We start from the raw sequence: 20,148 nt of genomic DNA on the forward strand, positions 1-20,148 counted from the left end.
CGCTTGGCACAAGGCGGTGTTTCGCCACTTCTATTGACTGGATTCTTGATCTACCCCCGAGTCGCCCATGCCAAGTCCCCACGCCGTCGTATCGAACACCCCCACGCTTGAACTCTCCGAACGCGATCAACGCGGCAACATCATCCGGCTCACCGTGGCTCAGGCGTTGGCCGGAGCCAATTCGGTGGTGGTCTATGCCACGGGCGCGATCATTGGCCATATGCTGGCACCGAGCAAGGCGCTGGCTACGCTGCCGATTTCCATCTTCGTGGTCGGCATGGCCGCTTGCATCCTTCCGGCGGGAGCCATCGCCAGACGTCATGGCCGTCGTGCGGCTTTTCTTGCCGGCACAGGCGGAGGGGTGCTGACCGGGCTGCTGGCAGCGTTGGCAGTCATGCTGGGATCGTTCTGGCTGTTCTGCCTGGCCACCTTCTTTGGCGGCGCCTATGCGGCGGTGGTGTTGTCGTTCCGCTTCGCAGCAGCGGATGGTGTCGCCGCACCGCGGCGGGCACGGGCGTTGTCCTTCGTGATGGGAGGTGGCGTGGTGGCGGGGGTCGTGGGACCGCAGTTGGTCACCCACACCATGTACCTTTGGCCAGCGCATATGTTCGCAGCCACGTTCGTCGCCCAGGCGATCGTGGCGGCGCTATCGGCCATCGTCCTGTACGGCGTGCGCCTGCCCATGCCTTCCGCCGCGGAGGTCGCGGGAGGTCGGCCGCTGGGCACCATCGCGCGCCAACCGTTGTTCATCATCGCCGCCATTTGCGGCGCGGTTTCCTACATGCTGATGAACTTCCTGATGACGGCCGCGCCATTGGCGATGCAGATGTGCGGACACTCGCAGGAAAGCTCCAATCTGGGTCTGCAGTGGCACGTCATTGCCATGTATGCCCCTAGCTTTTTCACAGGGCGACTGATCACGCGCTTCGGCGCTGGTCGTGTCGTCGTTGCAGGCCTGCTGCTTACCGGGCTGTCCGCCGCCGTGGGGTTGCTGGGAGTCGATGTCGCCCATTTCTGGCTCACCCTGGTCCTACTGGGCATAGGCTGGAATTTTGGTTTCATCGGCGCCTCTGCTTTGGTGCTGGAATGCCATCGTCCTGAAGAAAAGACACGGGTGCAGTCTCTCAACGACTTCATCGTATTCGGCACCATGGCGGTGGGCTCTTTTGCCTCAGGCAGTCTTCTGGCGGCCTACGACTGGTACACCGTCTTGTGGGTGTCGTTCGTTCCGCTCGCGATAGCTCTGGTCGCTCTGTTTGCCGCGCCAAGCGGGAACAAGCACAACGCTGTTGGTCAAGGGTAGATGTGTGTGCGGCACCCTATGCAGACATGCACCCCGGCGACTGCCTTTGAATACCGAGTAAAGGCAGCGCTCTTTGATTTCAGGATACGAACTGAGGTTTTGCCATGCTAGGCCTAGACGCTCTGGAACTCGCGCGAATCCAATTCGCCTTCACCATTTCTTTCCACATCCTATTCCCGGCCATCACGATCGGCTTGGCCAGTTATCTCGCCGTTCTGGAAGGACTGTGGCTGAAGACGGGAACCCAGACCTATCGGGATCTCTATCACTTCTGGTCGAAGATATTCGCCGTCAACTTCGGCATGGGCGTTGTGTCTGGGCTGGTAATGGCCTATCAGTTCGGTACGAACTGGAGTGCCTTTTCGGATTTCGCAGGTTCCGTTACTGGCCCTCTGCTGGCATACGAGGTGCTGACCGCATTCTTCCTGGAAGCGGGCTTTCTGGGCGTCATGCTCTTCGGATGGAACCGCGTCGGACCCGGCTTGCATTTTTTCTCTACGATCATGGTGGCGATTGGCACACTGGTGTCGACCTTCTGGATTCTTTCCTCCAATAGCTGGATGCAGACCCCGCAGGGCTTCGAGCTGATGGATGGGCGTGTCATCCCAGTAGATTGGTTCGCGGTTGTATTCAACCCTTCGTTCCCGTACCGCTTGGCGCACATGTCGACGGCCGCATTCCTTGCCACGGCGTTCTTTGTCGGTGCGTCTGCGGCATGGCACCTGCTGCGCGGCAGCACGAACCCCGCCATCCGAAAGATGTTTTCCATGGCGCTGTGGATGGCTGTCTTCGTGGCGCCATTGCAGCTTCTGCTCGGCGACCTGCATGGACTCAACACACTGGAGCATCAACCCGCAAAGATTGCCGCCATCGAAGGGCACTGGTCCAATACCCCGGGGGAATCAACGCCACTGACGCTTTTTGGCTGGCCCGATATGCAGCGCGAGGAAACCCGCTTCAGTGTGAAAGTGCCATATCTCGGGAGCCTGATCCTTACCCATTCCTTGTCCAAACAGGTTCCGGCGCTCAAGGAGTTCAAGCCAGAGGATCGTCCAAACTCCACGATCGTATTCTGGTCGTTCCGAATCATGGTGGCCTTGGGCTTATTGATGATACTTGCAGGTCTTTGGAGTGTCTTTTTGCGCTGGAATAAAAAGCTGTATGAATCGCGAGCGTTCCTGCGTTTCTGCCTGTGGATGGGGCCGTCCGGGCTGATCGCGATTCTCGCGGGCTGGATCACAACCGAGGTCGGGCGCCAACCTTGGGTAGTCTACGGATTGATGCGGACCGCGGATGGCGTTTCCGCGCACAGCGCCAACCAGTTGGGATTGTCTCTGGCCTTGTTCGTGATCGTCTACTTTGCTGTGTTCGGAGCCGGCACAGGCTACGTTCTGCGCTTGGTACGCAAGGGGCCGGCGATGGGCGAAGGCGCGGGAGCGGAGCACGGGGGCCCCGGCACGTCACGCACGCCCGCACGACCGCTATCTGCTGCGGAAAACGGCCTGGAAGGCGATCCGATGAATGCCGAACACAACGGGAGGGCATGAAGATGGTGGGCGTCGATCTGTCGATCATATGGGCTGTGATCATCGTCTTTGGGGTGATGATGTACGTCGTCATGGATGGCTTTGATCTCGGCATTGGCATCCTCTTTCCATTCGTCCGGGACAAGGCCGAACGGGACGCGATGATGAACAGCGTCGCTCCGGTCTGGGATGGCAACGAAACCTGGCTGGTGCTGGGGGGCGCGGGTCTTTATGCAGCGTTCCCGCTGGCGTATTCGGTGATTCTCAGCGCCTTTTATCTTCCCTTGATGTTCATGCTGCTGGGACTTGTCTTTAGAGGCGTGGCTTTCGAGTTCCGCTTCAAGGCCAAGGACCACAAGCGCCATATTTGGGATAAAGCCTTCATTGGAGGATCTCTCATCGCCACCTTTTTTCAGGGCGTGACGCTAGGCGCATTTATCAATGGCGTTCCGGTTCAGAATCGCGCATTTGCCGGCGACTCGCTCGCCTGGCTTTCGCCGTTCCCCCTGTTTACCGGGGTGGCGCTGATCGCGGCATATGCTTTGCTTGGCTGCACATGGCTCATTCTGAAAACAGAGGGGCCTCTGCAACAAAAAATGCACCGGATTGCTCGACCGTTGGCCGTCCTGCTTCTGGCGGCGATCGGTATCGTGAGTCTGTGGACGCCACTTGCCGAGCCAAGCATCGCCGATCGATGGTTCAGCCTGCCCAACTTCTTTTGGTTCCTCCCCGTTCCGATCCTGGTGTTGACCGCCTTTTACTTTCTGCTTCGCTCGGCGTCGAGAGGTGATCACGCAAAGCCCTTCCTGCTGACCTTGGCCATGATCTTCCTGGGATTCACTGGCCTGATCATCAGCTTGTGGCCCAACATCGTTCCGGGGTCGCTCACCCTCTGGCAAGCCGCCGCTCCACCTCAAAGCCAGGGTTTCACGCTCGTGGGCGCGCTTTTCATCATTCCGATCATTCTGGTCTACACGGCGTGGAGCTACTACGTCTTCAGAGGCAAGGTAAAGCTGGGACAGGGGTATCACTGATGCCCAGATCCGAGGGAAAAAGACCCTTATGGCAGCGCGTGCTGTGGCTGATTGCCATCTGGTCGGCAAGCGTGCTGAGCCTGGGTGTTTTGTCCTACCTTCTGCGACAGGTTATGCAGGCCGTCGGTTTAAGCACGCCATAGCGGTAGAGAGCCGGCATTGGAGCGCAATGCTTCAGACTATGCCGGGCCACTCCAAAACGTCGCTCTGCCGATGGACAGTTGGCCGCCACGGCGCGGCGCGGAAGGCGGCGCGCTGAGCTGGACTACGGTGCCGCATCAACGGCGGTTTGTAGCGGCAAGCCTGCCGCCCGCCATTCCGGCACGCCGCCGGCCAGCGCTGTGGCCTGCACACCGAGGGTTTGCAGGATGGTGACGGCCTGCATCGACAACACGCAATAGGGGCCGCGGCAGTAGGCCACCACCTCTGTTCCTCGGGACAGTTCTCCGACGCGATCCGCCAGTTGCTCCAGCGGAATGTTGATCGCACCTGGCAGATGGGCCTGTGCGAACTCGCCACCGTCGCGGATATCCAGCAGCACGACCGCTCCTTCTTCCAGACGGTCAAGCAGGCTGTCAATGGAGACGGACTCCATCTCCTGCGGCCGCTGCCGACTGTCCGTAATGGCTTCGCGGATGCGGGCGTGCTGGAACGCCACATAGTCGTGCAATGCCGAGACGACGGCGGCCAGTGGCCCTGGCCCCAGGCGATACAGCATGTGCTTGCCATCCCGCCGGGTCTGGACACAGCCAGCACGCTTCAGGTGCTGGAGGTGCTGCGAAGCGTTCGCCACCGATATCCCGGTCAGCTCGGCCAGTTTCTCGACCGACCGCTCACCACGCACGATCTGCTCCAGCAGCGCCAGGCGATGCGGATGCCCCAAGGTCTTGGCGACCTCGGCCAATGGGTCGAGACGGCTGACGCCGTCGGGATGCAAATGCGGGTTCATTGACATCACCATACCATCACACTATCATTCAAGCAATTGATTGAATGATAGTGTGATGTGCTTATTTCCTTGTTCTTGGCCACCGAATCGGCTGGCACAAGGCCCCTTGGATCAGCCGTTCTGGAGTTTTGAATATGGGCACAGTGCTTACGCCTGCCACATGGGATTCGCTATGGACCTGCTTCGTGCTCGCCCTGGCGACCAGCAGCATTTCGGTTTCCATCACCCAGGGCGAGTTGTTCGCCCCCTTGCGCAACTGGGCGCAAAAAGTCGGCCATATGACCGGCCACTTGTTCCAGTGCTTCTTCTGCATCAGCCACTGGGTTGTGTTCCTGGGCATTGCCATCTTCCGCCCCACCATCACCAGCAGTGGCTTGGTGCTGGTGGATTGGATCGTCGCTGCGTTCTTCAGCCTGACGCTGTCCACGTTGGTCAGCGGGCTGATGTTCAAGGTGCTGCTCACCGGGATGGCCAAGAAGGTACGCGACAAGGAACTCAAGGAGATGTTTGCGCCCAAGTAACCGACCGCCGTAGCCGCATCCCGCGCCAGCAATTCAGGAGTTGGTTTCATGCTTCAGACATCCCCCAATGATGATTCGGCCAGCAGATATCTCCCCGGCTTCCAGTTGCAATGGCGCGGCCCGTGCCCGCAACCCGCCGGTTACGTCCATCCCTGCCGCGTCACCGCGGTTCTCTTCCAAGTGTCCCGCGCCGGCCGTGCCGGTGATTCTTTCGCAACTCAGGAGCCCCAACCCATGCTTCAAGAACTGACAAACGAGAATTTCGATACCGCGCTCGGTCAATCGCCCGGTCTATACGCGGTCCGCTTTTGGGCGGAATGGTGTGGTCCCTGCAGGGTGATGTCCCCGGTCTTCAAGGACGTGGCGCAGGACATGCAAGGCACCGCGCAGTTCGGTGAAGTCGATATCGATGGTTCGCCGGAATTGGCGGGCCGGTACGGCGTGCAGAGCATCCCGACCGTGTTGCTGTTCAAGGATGGGCAGGTGGTTGACCGGCTGACCGGCGCTGCCCCGAAGCCCAACGTCATCCGCTTCATCAACAACCATCTTCGTTGACCGTCGTGGCCCGGCCGCTCGCATCACCGCCCGGGCCGCCATACGCATGTAGATCCCGAGCACTCCCAAGAGAGAAGCACCAATGCCCCATTTCAGAGTGAAACCGTGGCAAGACGGCGATGAAGCCCCAGCCGAGCTTCTGCAAAGCATGCGGGCGCGTCGCCCGAATGGCGAGCTGATCGGCATTGACCGCGTACTGCTCAAAAGCTTCCCGCTCGCAATGGGCTGGAACGGCTTGCTCGGTCGCGTGCGAGCGGAGTTTGAGCTCCCGCTCGAATACCGTGAACTCATCATGTGTCGCGTGGCGGTGCTCAACCGAGCCGAATTCGAGTGGAATGTTCACCAGCCCGCCTACCTGCAAGCCGGAGGCACGCAGCAGAAATGCGATGTCCTGCGTGCCGATGGTATTTCCTCGCTATTCGATAACAAGGAGCGAGCGCTGCTCGAACTGACGGACCAATCCACCCGCAATGTCGAAGTGGATGAAGTTGTCATCGAGAAGCTCAAGGAACTCTTTGGGGAGCAGCAGACTGTCGAAGCCGTTGCGACGGTCGCTGCATACAACATGGTGTCCCGCTTTCTGGTCGCTCTCGCAATCTGAGTGCTTCGGTCAGCCACTTATATGGATCACTTATTACAGCCATGAAAACACATCGCCAACTCATCATTCTCGGCTCCGGTCCCGCTGGCTGGACCGCCGCGGTCTACGCCGTCCGCGCCAACCTGAAGCCCCTGGTGATCACCGGCCTGCAGCAGGGCGGCCAACTGATGACCACCACCGAGGTGGACAACTGGCCCGGCGATGCCCACGGCCTTATGGGCCCGGACCTGATGGCGCGTATGCAGGCCCATGCCGAGCGCTTCGACACCGAGGTGGTGTTTGACCATATCCATACCGCCGACCTGTCGCAGCGGCCGTTCCGACTGGTCGGCGACAGCGCCGAGTACACTTGCGACGCGCTGGTCATCGCCACCGGCGCCACCGCCAAGTACCTGGGCATCCCGTCCGAGGAGTCGTTCAAGGGCCGCGGCGTGTCCGCCTGCGCCACCTGCGACGGATTCTTCTACAAGGACCAGGACGTGGTTGTGGTCGGCGGCGGTAACACCGCCGTGGAAGAGGCGCTGTACCTGTCCAACATCGCCCGCAAGGTCTACCTGGTGCATCGCCGCGACACCCTGCGCGCGGAGAAGATCATGCAGGACAAGCTGTTCGCCAAGGTCGAGGCCGGCAGGATCGAGACCGTCTGGCACCATCAGGTGGACGAGGTGCTTGGCAATGACGCCGGCGTCACCGGCGTGCGGGTGAAGTCGGTGATCGACGGCAGCACTCGGGACATCGAGGCCCATGGCTTCTTCGTCGCCATCGGCCACCATCCCAACACCAGCCTGTTCGACGGCCAGCTGGCGATGAACAACGGCTACCTGGAGATCCGCGCCGGCCTGGGCGGCAACGCCACCCAGACCTCGGTGGAAGGCGTGTTCGCCGCCGGCGACGTCGCCGACCAGCACTACCGACAAGCCATCACCTCGGCTGGCTTCGGTTGCATGGCGGCACTCGATGCAGAGCGTTTTCTGAGCCCGGCATAGAGGCATCGGGAACGTCCGGTAGAACCGCCTGGCTATGGGAGGCGGCTCTGCCGGAGCCGTTTGCTCAGCGCAACGGAACGAGAAGCTCGGCGACCAGGCCGCCGTTGTCTCTGGGCATCATCTCCAGCCGCCCGCCGAAGCGTTCGACGATGGCGCGGACGATCGAAATACCCAAGCCAGCACCGTCGCTGCGCTGACGCCCCTGGTCGCCGCGCCAAAAGCGTTGTCCGATTTGCGTGGTCTGCTCCGCGCTCAGGCCTGGACCACGGTCCGCCACTTCCAGCAGGCAGGCCCGCGCCGAGGCATCGAAGCGTACCCGCAACTCGACGGCGCTGTCCGGTGGCGAGTAACGCAATGCGTTGTCCACCAGGTTGCGGATCGCGATCTCCAGCATGGATCGTGGAATGGGGCTGCCCGCGTCACTACCCTCGGTCAGCAGCGTCAGCCGCCCGCCAGCATCGTCGCCGCTACGCTCGATGATGCCGTGGACTACATCCATGACCGAAGCGCACTCGTCACCGTCATGGATCGGTGCTTCGGCGCGTGCCAGCACCATCATCTGGTCCAACGTGCGCCGCAGGCGCTTCACGCCTTGGTCCGCACTGTCCAGCGAAGACCCGACGTCTTCTCCCTCGCTGACCCGCGCCACTTGAAGATGGGTGTCGATCACCGTCAACGGGGTGCGCAGCTCGTGTGCTGCAGCATCCGTGAATGCCCGTTGGTTCGAGAGCGCCCGCGCCAAGCGCCGCAGAAGGCCGTTCATGGCGTCCAGCACCGGTCGCAGTTCCGACGGCGAATGATCCACCGCGATCGGTGACGTGTCGTCCGCGTGCTTGTCGCGTAGTTGCTGCGACAGGGCTTTCAAGGGCGCCAGCCCCCGCCCGATACCGATCCAAAGTGCAACCAGCCCCCCCAGAAAGGCAATCAGAAATGGCACGCCAGCGGCGTACAGCAGATCGTTGATCAAGGTGTCCCGCTGATCGACGCGATCTGCCGTAGTGATCTGGTAGCCATTGGCACGCAGGACATACACCCGCCACTGGTGCCCCAATACTTCCCGAGTGCTGAAGCCGGCCGGTAGGGACTCGAACTCCGAATGCGGCCCAGTGGTCGTTCTTGCCAGAACCTCACCTTGCAGCGACCGGATTTCGCATGCAATGCCTTCCTTGCCGCTGACGCGCACCGCCTCGGTGAAGCCGGATGGGGCGGCGTTCGGGGCCAGCGCCGCACGTTCGAGCAGCCCCGAAACCATGCGCGCGGACATGGCCAGGCGTCCATCGAGGGTCCGGTCGAGATTGGAATGAACACCGCGCATCATCAGGGCGGCGGCGACCACCCACAGCAGGATCAGCGAGAGGCTCGCGATCAACACCGCCCGAAGACGCAGGCTCATGATGAAGGCCTCCATCCCAGGCGGTAGCCCAGCCCGCGCGAGGTCTCGATCGCTTCGGCTCCCAGCTTGCGCCGGATGTTGTGGATATGCACGTTGATGGCGTTGCTGCTGACTTCCTCGCAGAGCCCGTAGATGCGTTCATTGAGGAAGTCCGGCGACACCCAGCGGCCATCCGCACTGGCGAGGTGTGCGAGAAGATCGACCTCCCGGCGCGACAACGTGACGGACTCGCCATGAAGCCAAGCCAGCCCGCTCTCCGGCTCCAGGCGCAAGGGGCCGGCGACGATGACCTGGGCGGCGCGGCCCTGAGTTCGCCTGACCAGCGCATGCAGTCTGGCCGCGAGTTCGCGCAGATCGAATGGCTTGACCACGTAGTCGTCCGCCCCGCCGTGCAGGCCCTTCAGCCGGTGCTCGATCGCGTCGCGCGCGGTGAGAATTAACACGGGAAGATGAGGTTCAAACGCCCGCATGCTGGCCAGCAGGTCCATGCCATCGCGGTCGGGAAGGCCGAGATCGAGCACCAGGGCGTGGAAGGTGTTTTCCTTCTGCATGGCCTCCGCTTCGTGCGCGGTACAGGCGTGATGAACCTCAATGCCGTGCTTGCGCAGGCCTGCCACGATCCCCTTGCCGATCAGCTCATCATCCTCGACCAGTAACACCCGCATTGCTGCTCCATTTCACTCTCACCGAAATAGCATGTTAGGCCAAGAGTTACGGGTGTGTCAGCGAATGAAATGGGTGCCCGTCCACTTTAGTTTCGCTTAATCGGACAGCCGCATCATTCCAAGTGACCTTGCTTGGAGGATTCGATTTGTCCCTATACCGGCGCGTACTCGCGGCCTTGTTGATATGTTGCTCTGCGATCGGCGTTGCGTGGGCGAATTCCAGCCTGCTCCCTTGGGCCAGCAATGATCCGCAGTTTCTGGACGTCGCCGAGGTGCTCCAGCTTCGCCCGGTACAACAGCAGGGCGATGCCTTTTCGATGGAAGGACGTATCGCCGATGACTACTACGTCTATCGGCACTCCATCAAGTTGGTCGATGGACAGGGCCAAGAAATCGACCTGAGTCTGCCTGCTGGAACGCCCAAGCATGATGAATTTTTTGGCGACACCGAAATCTATACGGGCGATGCGCTCCGCCTTCGCTGGCCGTCAACGGTTTCCGGCCCGCTGACGCTGCACTGGCAAGGGTGTGCCGAGGCGGGCATCTGCTATCCGCCCCAAACAATCGCGGTGACGCTTCCCGCCGTAGCGAGCATTCCGTCTCCACCTGCGAACGGCACAACCTTGTCGCCGGCGGCTGATGTCGCCAGCCCTCAAGCGTCATCGCCGACGATGCCGACCGCCAAACCGGACGATGCCGGTGCCGCGTTGGATATGGCCGAGGATCAGGCTGCGGCGCAGAAGCTCGCGACGCTCGGGCCGGTGGCCGGAACCCTGTTGTTCTTCGGTTTCGGCTTGCTGCTGGCGTTCACCCCCTGCACACTGCCGATGATCCCCATCGTCTCGACGCTGGTCGTCGGCAGCCAGGCCAATCCGCGGCGCGCGCTGCTCCTGTCCTCGGCCTATGTCTTGGCGATGGCGGGAACCTATGCGGCCGTGGGCGTGGCGGCCGGACTCGCCGGCGCCAACCTCCAGGCCACGTTGCAATCCCCGTGGCTGTTGGGCGCCTTCGCCGCGCTGTTCCTCATCCTGGCAAGCTCGCTGTTCGGCCTGTTCGAGTTGCGCCTGCCGGCGGCCCTGGTCAATCGCGTCGAATCGGCTGGAAGAGGGAAGACCGGCGGGCGCATCGCCGGGGCCGCGGCACTGGGCTTTCTGTCGGCGTTGCTCGTGGGGCCGTGCATGACCGCGCCCCTGGCGGGTGCGCTGCTGTATATCGGACAGACCGGCAGCGCCTTGTATGGCGGGCTTGCACTGTTCGCGCTGGGCATGGGAATGGGCCTGCCGCTGCTGGCCATCGCCGTGTTCGGTGCCCGGGTCCTCCCGCGGCCCGGCGCGTGGATGGAGCGGGTGCGGATCATCTTCGGCTACGTCATGGTTGGCATGGCGGTCATGATGCTGGCCCGGTTCCTGCCCGGCACGGCGAGCCTGGTGCTGTGGGGTGCGTGGATCTTGTCCATCGCGGTCGGCCTGGTTGCCTGGGGCCAGGCCGTCGCGGCCCGGCATCGGCTGGCCTGGACGCTGCGTTCCGTGGCCGTGTTCGCCGGGCTGTGGTCCGTATTGATGCTCGTCGGTGCCGCGTCAGGCGGAGAGTCTGCCTTGCAGCCTCTGGCGCATCTGCGCGGAGCCGCCGCCGCGCCCGCCGCTGCCGAGATGACCTACGTTCAGGCGAAATCCGCCGCGGACGTGGATGCCCGCATCGCCGAGGCCGGCGCGCGCGGCCAATGGACGTTGATCGACTTCTATGCCGACTGGTGCGTGAGTTGCCACGTGATCGAGCGCAATGTCTTCGGCAATCCGGCCGTGGCCGCCCGTCTGGCACAGGTGCAGATCGTGCGCCCGGATGTGACCCGCAACGACGCGGAAGATCAGGCGCTGCTCAGGCATTGGCAGGTGCAAGGGCCGCCCACGCTGATTCTGGTCGGGCCTGATGGCCAGGAACGTCGGGCACAGCGCGTCGTCGGCGAAATCCACGCAGGTGGCTTCCTGGAACGGCTCGACGCCGCGGGGGCGCCATGATCGGGATTGGCCCGTTTTCCATCGACGTGGTGATCGTCGCCGTCTCCGCCTTGCTGGCCTGGACCGTGGCACGCATGCTGGCGCGCCGGTTGCCCGACTCGCCCTACAAAGCCGCAGGCAGCCTGCTTCTCGATGCGCTGCTCGTAGGTTTGATCGCTGCCAGGCTCGGCTACATCGCGCGCTGGTGGAAGGACTATGCCCAGGCTCCCTGGTCAATGATCTCGATCGGTGATGGGGGATTCCTATGGTGGGCCGGCCTACTGGCGGCATTGCTGTTCGCCGGTTGGCGCACGCGCTCGATCCGGGCGCTGCGGATGCCAGTCTTCGCAGGTGTCTTTGCCGGGATCGTGGCGTGGGGGGCTGCGGGCGGCGTGGTCGAGCTGCTGCGGCGTTCCGCACCTCCCTTGCCAGATGTGCAACTGGCCATGCTCGACGGACAACCGATTGCCCTGAATTCGTATGCCGGTCGGCCTGTCGTCGTCAATTTGTGGGCGACCTGGTGCCCCCCGTGCCGAAGGGAAATGCCGGTACTACAGCAAGCGCAGTCAGTTTTTCCGGGGATCGCCTTCGTCATGGTCAACCAAGGCGAGCAGGCCTCGGTCATCCAGAGTTTTCTCGAACAAGAAGGACTGGTGTTCAACCACGTGCTGCGTGACCCGGCATCCGACACGATGCGGGTGATGGGCGCGCGCGGGCTGCCCACCACGCTCTTTTTCGATAGCGATGGGCGCTTGGTGGATACGCATATGGGCGAGCTGACCATGGCCAGCCTCAAGAACACCATCACGCGCCGCTACGCGCAAGAGTCCAGCCCCAACAGCACAAACCAGGAGTAACAGCCCCATGTTCCAACACCACACACGCTATCGAATCCCTCTCGGGCTCTGCTTCATGCTGATGGTGGGTTGCAGCCAGGCGGAGAACGCCAATACGCCACCCGCTAATACTCCGCCCGCCAATCTGCCCCCCGCCGTCAAGGCGCTGGAGGATCAGGGCCTGACCGTGATGACGGAGTTCGACGCGGGTAAAGAAGTGCGCGCCTTTGCCGCAGTCGCGGGCGACCAGCCGATCGCGGCCTACCTCACCAAGGACGGCCATGTCATCGTCGGCACGCGGCTGGACGCCAAGGGCGATCGGATCGACGATGCCAAGCTACAGGAGCTGGTCGCCAAGCCCATGGGAGACCGCGCGTGGGCGCAGTTGGAGTCATCCACCTGGGTGCTCGATGGCAAGGCCGACGCCCCTCGCGTGATCTACACGTTCAGCGACGCCAACTGCCCGTACTGCCATCGTTTCTGGGAAGCCGCCCGGCCCTGGGTGGATGCCGGCAAGGTTCAGTTGCGCCACGTGCTGGTCGGCATCATCAGCCAGGACAGTCCGAACAAGGCGGCCGCCATCCTTGGTGCGCCTGACCGCTCCGCGGCGCTGCTGGAGAACGAGAACAAGTTCGACCGGGGCGGCATCACGCCGGCCAAGACCGTCCCGGCCGACGTGCGCAAGATTCTGGAAGACCACCAGATGCTCATGCTGACGCTGGGGTTCCGCGGAACGCCGGGGATCGTCGTCCGCGATGAGAGCGGTGCACTCAAGAAGTACAACGGCATGCCCCGCCCAGAGGCCATGGCCGAGGTGCTCGGTCCTCGCTGATGACGCGGCCGAAGGTGAGAAAGGCAACCTGCAACAGGACGGTGGCGCCATGCTGATCGGGGCGCTGCTGGGGGTGCTCATCGGCGCGCTATTGGGCCTGACCGGCGCCGGCGGCGGCATCCTGGCCGTGCCGGCCCTGGTCTTCGGATTGGGCATGGCCATGCGGCAGGCCGCTCCCGTGGCGCTGATCGCGGTGGGGGCTGCCGCAGCAGTCGGGGCGCTGCAAGGCCTTCGCCAAGGCATTGTTCGCTACAAGGCTGCGGCCGTCCTCGCGGCATCGGGGGTCGTCGCATCTCCCTTGGGAATACGCCTGGCCCACCATTTGCCGGACACCTGGCTTGCCGCAATATTCGCCGCCGTCATGGTGATCGTGGCCCACCGCATGTTCCGCTCGTCGCAAGGCCACGCCTCGGAGCCCGGGGCAACCGCGCCTCCTGGCAAGGCGTGCCAGGTTTCCGCCGAGACAGGCCGCTTCGTCTGGACCTCGCGGATGTTTCTGACACTCGTCGCGATCGGCGCTGTGTCTGGCGTGTCCACAGGCATGCTGGGAGTGGGCGGCGGCTTCATCATCGTGCCCGCACTGACCTACTTCAGCGAGCTGCGCGTGCATAGCATCGTGGCGACGTCGTTGATGGTGATCGCGCTGATATCTGCGGCAACCGTCTCGATGGCCTGGGCACAAGGGTTCACCATGACCCAAGGTGCCTGGGCGTTCTCGCTCGCGGCGGTTGGCGGCATGGGGATCGGGCGACTGGTCGCGCCGCGCATCCCAGCAAGGGAGCTGCAGCGCGGATTCGCCCTGACATGCGTGCTGGTCGCGGCCTTGATGGTCGTCCGCAATTTTTCGTAGGCACACGCGCCACCTGGAGACGGCTCCGGTGGCGGTTGACTTTGGTATGGGAACATCATGCAGACATTGAAAGTGGATATCGCGATCATCGGCGCGGGCACCGCGGGGATCACGGCATTTCATGCAGCGAGGGCCGCGGGCAAGAACGTAGTCCTCATCGATCGCGGGCCGTTGGGGACAACCTGCGCCCGCGTGGGCTGCATGCCGTCCAAGGCAGCTCTGCATGCGGGCATGCGGTGGTCGACCGCGAAAGGCCTGCCCGAAGGCAGCGCACTGTTGCAACCACATGGCCCGCAAGCATTGTGGCTCCACGCTAGGCAAACGCGGGACGCGCTGGCCAGCGGTGCTGCGCAACGGACGCGCAACGCGGCAGGAGACCAGCTGATCATGGCCGAGGCGCGCTTCATTGCTCCCGGTGTCTTGCAGGCCGGCCCCTATGTTGTCGAGGCCGACGCCGTGATCGTGGCAACCGGCTCCCGCCCCATCATCCCGCGCTTCCTGGAGGGCGTGTCCGACCGCATCCTGACCACCGATTCCCTGTTCGAGCAGGACGTGCTGCCCAAGCGCATGGGTATTCTGGGCCTGGGCGCGATCGGTCTAGAACTGGGCCTCGCGCTGTCGCGCCTGGATGTTCAGGTGATCGCGGCCGACCAGCGCGAGACCATTGGCGGAATCCTCGATCCAGAGGTGCAAGCTGCCGCCCGCCAGAGGTTCAGCCAGGAGCTTCCGATGTGGCTGGGCGGGTCGGTCGAGATCGACGACGCAGGCGAGCAGATACGCATGCGCCAGGGCGATCACAGCGCCTGCGTCGATCGCCTTCTGGTCGTGACCGGGCGCACTCCCAACACTGAAGCACTGCACCTCGGTGCTGCGGGGATTGCTCTGGATGAACATGGACGTCCACACGTCGACCCGCAGACCATGCGCGCAGCGGACGTGCCTGTGTACTTCGCCGGCGATGTCCAACCCGACCGACCGCTGATGCACGAGGCGGCGGACGAGGGGCAAATGGCCGCGCACGCCGCACTGGCCGGCCTGCACGGTCAAGCCTGGTCGGTACCCGCGCGCCGGGTGCCGATCGCGATCCTGTTCACCGACCCGGACGTGTGTTCGGTCGGCCTTTCGCATGAGGCTGCACAGCAGCGCGGCGCCATCATCGGCGTGGCGCAAGGCGGGGGCAACGGGCGCTCCAAAATACTGGACGCCCAAGACAACCTACTGCGCATCTACGTCGCCCCGGACAGCGGCGCCGTGCTCGGGGCCAGCATGCTGCTCACGCAGGGCGAACACCTGGCGCACTTGCTGGCTTGGGCAATCCAGGCGAAGCAGAGTGTCAATGATCTACTGGCAATGCCGTTCTACCACCCCTCCATCGAGGAGATGCTGCAAAGCGCATTGAAGTCGGCATTGCAGCAGCTAAACCCGTAACCGAACCTCTTTCCTCGCTATCACGCCTGAACCATCATGAGCCAAGACATCCAGAACCAAGCATTGAAAGTGATTCTGCATGCGCCGACTCCGCCAGCACTGGAGCGCGCGCGCAAGAATGCAGTCAATCTCCTGCGCGACGCGCCCGAGACCGAACTACGCATCGTCCTTAACGCAGAGGCTGTCGAGTCCGCGCTCGATCAGGCACACACAGACGTGGATACGCACACCTGGGTGTGCCCCACGACACTGACGCGAATCGGAAGAGAGAACCGACCGCCGCTTCAAGTGATGGAGGGTCCAGCCGTCATCGAGATAGCGCGCATGCAACGAGCGGGATGGGTCTATATCAGATCGTAGCAACAGGCCGCCAACGCGGCAGAAGGGGGAAAGGGCATGGAACTGCGCCATCTTCGCTACTTTGTCGTCTTGGCTGAGGAACTGCATTTCACACATGCAGCCGAGCGTCTGCACATCGAGCAGCCACCACTGTCCCGAGCCATCAAAGAGCTTGAGGATGAATTAGGTGCAACGCTCTTCGACAGGGATCGGAGAGGAACACGCCTGACTCCAGCCGGATCGGCGTTCTTGCAAGACGTGCGGAGAGTATTCTCGGCTTTGGAACAGAGCCGGGAGAACGTCAGGGCGATTGCTGCGGGCTTACAAGGCAGCCTACGCATCGCCATATCTGATGGCACTGTTGACCCGCGCCTGTCCGCCTACCTCGCCCACTGTCGCGAAGAAGAACCTGAGATAGAAATCCGGCTGAGCGAAGTTCCTCTGTCGGAGCAGTTGCGTGGGCTGCGATCGGTTGACTTCACGATCGGCTTTGCCCATACCGCAGAGGTTGGCGATGAAATCATCGCGGAGCCAATATGGCATGACCCGCTGATCTTGGCAGTACCCGCGCGACATCCACTTCTTGCTCATAAGGAGGTGCCACTTACAAAGCTTGCTTCCTATCCGCTCGTGCTGTGCGATCCGCAAGTATGCGAAGGCTACAGCCGCGAGCTGACACGGCTGCTGCGGCTACTGGAGCAAGAACCGAACGTCGTCGAGCACGCATCCTCATTGGACATGATGCTCACTTTGGTAGGCGCTGGATATGGGCTTGGTTTCACCACGGCGGCGAGGCTCGCGGTCAGCCACCGTGCAGATGTCGTTGCCCGTCCTTTAGCGGCGGATTCGGCCGTGATCACCACCTATCTGCTTCGGCCACACAGCGACACTTCATGCCCAGCATTGGAGCGCTTCATTACTCGACTGCGCTCCCAGGCGGACGGATAGAAGTCCATTTCCGGTACGGCGTTAGCCTGCGTCGGCATGAAGATTGCGTTCCGTTGCAGCCATCAGCTCGGTGCCACTCATCTTGAGTGCCGCGGCAACTTTCAGGATCACGGACAGCGAAGGCAAGTGCTCCCCGCGCTCGATCTTGCCCATGTGCGAACGCTCAATACCGGCCAGTGCCGCCAGCTCCTCCTGAGCAACACCCTGATCCATACGAAACGCGCGCACGGCCTTGCCGAATGCCAAGGCTGGCTCGGCTTCATATCTGGTGGTGCCTGGGGGACGGCCTCGTTGAACAGTACGCTTCTGCATTAACAGAAGCGTCGAACAGTCACGAGAATTTAACCACGTTAAATTTAACTCACAAGTATCATATGGGGCTGTTTTCTTAATCAATTCTCTTCTTGGGGGCTCTTATGCACGACGCCACGAGTCGATTCCCCCGTCTCAGACTTGCCGTAGCACCGGGCGTACCGTCATCGCATCTTTCAGCGCTTCTCGCGCTTCAACGCGCGGAAGAGCCAGAGGTCGCCGTCTCGTTTTTTGAGGTTGCACGTGACGTTCTGCTTCAGGGGCTTCGTGAAAGCCGCTACGACGCAGGGATGTCGCTTGAGGGGGCCAGCGACCCAGCCCTCAAGACGCAACCTTTGTGGGCCGAGAGCATGGCCGTCGCCGTGCCGCCGCGGTTCCATTTACTCGACAGGGCAAAGCTCACCATCGCCGATCTCCAGGGCTACCCGATCTATCGCTGGCAGGCCGAGGCTTGCCCTCTGCTAGATGAGAGGCTGATCTCCCTAATGCCGTTGGACCAGGAGAACATCCAGCGGGTGACTTCATTCGAGATGCTGGCGCTATGGGTTGCGGCTGGCTACGGCGTCGGGGTATCCGCGCGAGCGCGCATTGACCATGGTCAGGGATGGGGGATCACCATGCGGCCGCTCTCTGACGGTCCCTATGAGATGGTCACGTACCTGCACCGGCCCCACGCGCAAGCCGACTCCGTTTCGGAGCGCTTCGAGCAGAGAGCGCTGCAAATCACCGGGGCTGGTGCCACGTAACAACGCCCCTTTGGCCGGGGCCATTTCCCCGGCCAAAGGATGATGCACGGGGATCAGGCCCCCTCAAGCACCACCGCGTTGTCCACCAGCCTACGGACGCTCTGCCGCACATCTTCGGGGATAGGCTGCAGGGCAAAGGCCTCGGGCGCATCCTCACGGCGCTTGTAGTCGCCCATGATGACCCGGATGATCGCGGGCACGTTGGTCGGCGTGACCACATCAATGGCCGCGCGATCCCCCAGGTCCGGGTGCGGCTGGGTCAGCATGCGGTACAGGTCCCACGAGTCCGCATGCGGGCACTGGTTCATGAGCGTCTGGGCCAGCCTGTGCTTGAGCGGCACCAGTTGCCAGTCGGGAACACGCTGCCCTCGGTTGCCCAGGCTGATGGACAGCAGCTTACCCGCCTTCAGTTCCCGGTTGATCTGGTCTTTGGACTTGCCGGCCAGCTTGCCGAACAGCGGGACAGGCAGATTGTTCGGCGATTCGTACATGGCCAGCATTTCTTCGCGCTCGCGCTGGATGGCGGACACTTCCGGTTCCGGGGCATGCGTGGGAGGCGGCGGCACCTGCGACAGCCGCTGGAACGTGATTCCGCCGCTGTTCGAGGTCACGACGATGGGCGTTGCGACCACTGGCGGGACGCTAGGGACAACGGGCTCGGACACCGTGGAGGCCGCACCCACCGCTTCGTCCGCTTCCGCCATCGCCGGCACCCCATCGATGCGGATGGTCAGGTGCGCGCTCGCGGCTTCCACTTGGCCCTGTTCAAGCAGGTCCAGGCGGTCAGCCCAGTCTTGCATCATCCGGCGACGCGGTTCCACGTACTTGGCGTGGTTGTAGGCCGAGCTGACCTTGTTCGGATCGGAGTGCGAAAGCTGCGCGTCCACCCAAATCTTCGGGTAGCCGATCTCGTTGAGCGCCGTCGAGATGGTGCCGCGGATGCCGTGGCCGGTCAGGCGCCCCTCATACCCCATGAGCTGCACGGCCTTGTTGAGGGTGTTCTCGCTGATGCGCTTCTTGAGTTCGCTGCGGTGCGACAGCAGGTACTTCTGCGCCGGCCGCATCACGCCCAGGAGATAGCGCACGATCTCGATGGCCTGCAGGGACAGAGGCACGATGTAGGGCGGCACGTCCTGCGGCCGCTTGCCAGCCTTGCGCATTTCGTCCTGGAGCTGCTTGACCACCTGCGGCGGGATGATCCACAAGCCGCGGTCGAGGTCAAACTGTTCTGGTTCGGCCAACCGCAACTCGCCCGTGCGCACCCCCGTCAGGAACAGCAGCCGGACGCCAAGCTGAGTCTGCCAGCCCCGAGGGTTGTAGCACCGCAGCTTCTGAAGAAACTCGGGCATCTCGGGCAGGTGGAGGTAGGGGTTATGGGCCACCGGGGGCTTGGGTTCGGCCACCACATCCAGGTCCGCGGCCGGGTTGACTTCCAGCCCCTCGGCGATCACCAGGGCATAGCGGAACAACTGGTTGAACCAAGTGCGGACCTTCTCGGCGGTGGTGAACGCCTTGCGTTTCTCGATCGCCGCCAGAACGCCCAGGAGCTGGGGGCGGCGAATGTCGTAGACCGACATCTTCCCCAGGGTGGGCAGCACGTCCTTGTTGAAGATGCGCAGGATCTGCGAGAGCGTGCTCTGGCGGCCCTCCTTGAGTTCCTTGCGGCGATGCTCGACCCAGGCATCGAAGACGTTCTTGAAGGTATATTCGCCTGCCAGCCTGGCCGCGTGCCGACGCTGATCGCGTTCGATTTGGGGATCGATCCCCCTGGCGAGCAGGGCTTGGGCCTTGTCTCTCTCGGCGCGGGCCTCGCGCAGGCTGAGGGCGGGATAGCCGCCGAGGGACAAGCGCTTCTGCTTGCCCAGCCAGTAGTAGCGGAAGATCCACGACTTGCCGCCTGCGGCAGAGACCATCAGGCCCAAGCAGTCGTTGTCGGAGATGGTGTAGCGCTTGCCGGTGGTCCTTGCCTGCCGGACGGTCAGATCAGAGAGTGCCATTTCGAGGCTCCTAAGTTATGACTTAGGCTCTATGCTCGTCATGGTTCCCGCTCAGCCCCAGCAACTATCCGGTAGCCGCCCCACCCGTATTCTTGTGCCTCAATTGGTCACTCAAAAACGGTAGCTGTGGGTGGATTTCCGTGGCGCTCGCTGGAATGAAAAAAGGGGCCGAAGCCCCTCTTTTCAACGACTTACAGACGTCAGTAGAAGTCTGTAGATCATAACTTGGAGCGGGAAACGGGACTAGAACCTTGTCCACAACTCTTTGATTTGAAAAGAGTTTTCGTTTTTCCCGCAACAGGAATGGACAAGATTATGGACTTATTCTTTCGC

The 20,148-nt window shown here is 62.6% G+C and carries 21 protein-coding genes; 16 read left to right on the plus strand and 5 right to left on the minus strand.

The window, feature by feature from the left end; translation table 11 throughout:
- Positions 1 to 67: 67 nt before the first annotated feature.
- The 4 genes from ACTJJX_RS23090 (at position 68) to ACTJJX_RS23105 (ending at position 4,006) form a co-directional block, all read left to right on the plus strand.
- A complete protein-coding gene (locus ACTJJX_RS23090; RefSeq protein WP_023082248.1) occupies positions 68 to 1,303 on the plus strand; it encodes an MFS transporter in 1,236 nt (411 codons plus the stop codon).
- Between the two features lie 104 nt (positions 1,304 to 1,407).
- Positions 1,408 to 2,850: a cytochrome ubiquinol oxidase subunit I gene (locus ACTJJX_RS23095; protein ID WP_023082247.1), complete on the plus strand. Its 1,443-nt coding sequence runs from the start codon at positions 1,408 to 1,410 to the stop codon at positions 2,848 to 2,850.
- A gap of 5 nt (positions 2,851 to 2,855) precedes the next feature.
- Positions 2,856 to 3,863 (plus strand): cytochrome d ubiquinol oxidase subunit II, encoded by a 1,008-nt coding sequence (gene cydB, locus ACTJJX_RS23100; RefSeq protein WP_031668800.1) that lies wholly within the window; start codon positions 2,856 to 2,858, stop codon positions 3,861 to 3,863.
- The gene (locus ACTJJX_RS23105) at positions 3,863 to 4,006 is read left to right on the plus strand and encodes a DUF2474 domain-containing protein (RefSeq protein ID WP_079279707.1); all 144 of its coding nucleotides are present in this window, start codon (positions 3,863 to 3,865) and stop codon (positions 4,004 to 4,006) included. Before cydB ends, ACTJJX_RS23105 begins: the two co-directional genes overlap by 1 nt.
- Before the next feature lie 122 nt (positions 4,007 to 4,128).
- Here ACTJJX_RS23105 and ACTJJX_RS23110 read toward each other — a convergent pair whose 3' ends face one another.
- Positions 4,129 to 4,812, minus strand: a complete 684-nt coding sequence (locus tag ACTJJX_RS23110) for an ArsR/SmtB family transcription factor (protein WP_031668799.1) — start codon at positions 4,810 to 4,812, stop codon at positions 4,129 to 4,131.
- A gap of 185 nt (positions 4,813 to 4,997) precedes the next feature.
- On the opposite strand from ACTJJX_RS23110, the gene ACTJJX_RS23115 reads away from it, so the two are divergent.
- From ACTJJX_RS23115 to trxB, 4 genes are all read left to right on the plus strand, one after another.
- A complete protein-coding gene (locus ACTJJX_RS23115; protein ID WP_228381271.1) occupies positions 4,998 to 5,333 on the plus strand; it encodes a DUF1360 domain-containing protein in 336 nt (111 codons plus the stop codon).
- A gap of 234 nt (positions 5,334 to 5,567) precedes the next feature.
- Positions 5,568 to 5,888: a thioredoxin gene (gene trxA / locus ACTJJX_RS23120; RefSeq protein ID WP_023082243.1), complete on the plus strand. Its 321-nt coding sequence runs from the start codon at positions 5,568 to 5,570 to the stop codon at positions 5,886 to 5,888.
- An 82-nt stretch (positions 5,889 to 5,970) separates the two neighbouring features.
- Positions 5,971 to 6,489 (plus strand): carboxymuconolactone decarboxylase family protein, encoded by a 519-nt coding sequence (locus ACTJJX_RS23125; RefSeq protein WP_154355076.1) that lies wholly within the window; start codon positions 5,971 to 5,973, stop codon positions 6,487 to 6,489.
- Between the two features lie 41 nt (positions 6,490 to 6,530).
- Entirely contained in the window at positions 6,531 to 7,475 is a 945-nt protein-coding gene (gene trxB / locus ACTJJX_RS23130) for a thioredoxin-disulfide reductase (protein WP_154355075.1), read from the plus strand.
- Positions 7,476 to 7,539: 64 nt separating this feature from the next.
- Here the strand turns inward: trxB and ACTJJX_RS23135 are convergent, their stop codons facing one another.
- Both ACTJJX_RS23135 and ACTJJX_RS23140 read right to left on the minus strand, forming a co-directional pair.
- On the minus strand, positions 7,540 to 8,868 hold the full coding sequence (locus tag ACTJJX_RS23135; protein ID WP_023082240.1) for an ATP-binding protein: 1,329 nt from the start codon (positions 8,866 to 8,868) through the stop codon (positions 7,540 to 7,542).
- Positions 8,865 to 9,533 carry a response regulator gene (locus tag ACTJJX_RS23140; protein WP_023082239.1) on the minus strand — a complete coding sequence of 223 codons (669 nt, stop codon included), beginning with the start codon at positions 9,531 to 9,533 and terminating at the stop codon, positions 8,865 to 8,867. The genes ACTJJX_RS23135 and ACTJJX_RS23140 overlap by 4 nt, the downstream gene beginning before the upstream one ends.
- 146 nt (positions 9,534 to 9,679) lie before the next feature.
- Here ACTJJX_RS23140 and dsbD point away from each other — a divergent pair, with 146 nt between their 5' ends.
- The 7 genes from dsbD to ACTJJX_RS23175 are packed head-to-tail and all read left to right on the plus strand — an operon-like array spanning position 9,680 to position 16,760.
- A complete protein-coding gene (dsbD, locus tag ACTJJX_RS23145; protein WP_031668798.1) occupies positions 9,680 to 11,548 on the plus strand; it encodes a protein-disulfide reductase DsbD in 1,869 nt (622 codons plus the stop codon).
- On the plus strand, positions 11,545 to 12,384 hold the full coding sequence (locus ACTJJX_RS23150) for a TlpA disulfide reductase family protein (RefSeq protein WP_023082237.1): 840 nt from the start codon (positions 11,545 to 11,547) through the stop codon (positions 12,382 to 12,384). Before dsbD ends, ACTJJX_RS23150 begins: the two co-directional genes overlap by 4 nt.
- A 7-nt stretch (positions 12,385 to 12,391) precedes the next feature.
- Entirely contained in the window at positions 12,392 to 13,195 is an 804-nt protein-coding gene (dsbG, locus tag ACTJJX_RS23155) for a thiol:disulfide interchange protein DsbG (protein WP_023082236.1), read from the plus strand.
- Positions 13,196 to 13,244: 49 nt separating this feature from the next.
- Positions 13,245 to 14,045 carry a sulfite exporter TauE/SafE family protein gene (locus ACTJJX_RS23160; RefSeq protein WP_023082235.1) on the plus strand — a complete coding sequence of 267 codons (801 nt, stop codon included), beginning with the start codon at positions 13,245 to 13,247 and terminating at the stop codon, positions 14,043 to 14,045.
- Positions 14,046 to 14,102: 57 nt separating this feature from the next.
- Positions 14,103 to 15,473, plus strand: coding sequence for a dihydrolipoyl dehydrogenase (locus ACTJJX_RS23165; protein ID WP_023082234.1), 1,371 nt, complete (start codon positions 14,103 to 14,105; stop codon positions 15,471 to 15,473).
- A gap of 36 nt (positions 15,474 to 15,509) precedes the next feature.
- Positions 15,510 to 15,833 (plus strand): DsrE family protein, encoded by a 324-nt coding sequence (locus ACTJJX_RS23170; RefSeq protein WP_031668797.1) that lies wholly within the window; start codon positions 15,510 to 15,512, stop codon positions 15,831 to 15,833.
- A gap of 36 nt (positions 15,834 to 15,869) precedes the next feature.
- Positions 15,870 to 16,760, plus strand: a complete 891-nt coding sequence (locus ACTJJX_RS23175; RefSeq protein ID WP_023082233.1) for a LysR family transcriptional regulator — start codon at positions 15,870 to 15,872, stop codon at positions 16,758 to 16,760.
- Between the two features lie 21 nt (positions 16,761 to 16,781).
- On the opposite strand, the gene ACTJJX_RS23180 is transcribed toward ACTJJX_RS23175, so the two are convergent.
- A complete protein-coding gene (locus ACTJJX_RS23180) occupies positions 16,782 to 17,006 on the minus strand; it encodes a helix-turn-helix domain-containing protein (RefSeq protein ID WP_023082232.1) in 225 nt (74 codons plus the stop codon).
- Between the two features lie 170 nt (positions 17,007 to 17,176).
- Here ACTJJX_RS23180 and ACTJJX_RS23185 point away from each other — a divergent pair, with 170 nt between their 5' ends.
- Positions 17,177 to 17,818 carry a substrate-binding domain-containing protein gene (locus tag ACTJJX_RS23185; RefSeq protein ID WP_031668795.1) on the plus strand — a complete coding sequence of 214 codons (642 nt, stop codon included), beginning with the start codon at positions 17,177 to 17,179 and terminating at the stop codon, positions 17,816 to 17,818.
- Between the two features lie 53 nt (positions 17,819 to 17,871).
- Here the strand turns inward: ACTJJX_RS23185 and ACTJJX_RS23190 are convergent, their stop codons facing one another.
- Entirely contained in the window at positions 17,872 to 19,815 is a 1,944-nt protein-coding gene (locus ACTJJX_RS23190; RefSeq protein ID WP_023082230.1) for a tyrosine-type recombinase/integrase, read from the minus strand.
- Positions 19,816 to 20,148 lie beyond the last annotated feature (333 nt).

This window comes from Pseudomonas sp. 22490 (genome assembly GCF_052044465.1).
In the GTDB taxonomy this organism is placed as follows: Bacteria; Pseudomonadota; Gammaproteobacteria; order Pseudomonadales; family Pseudomonadaceae; genus Pseudomonas; species Pseudomonas aeruginosa.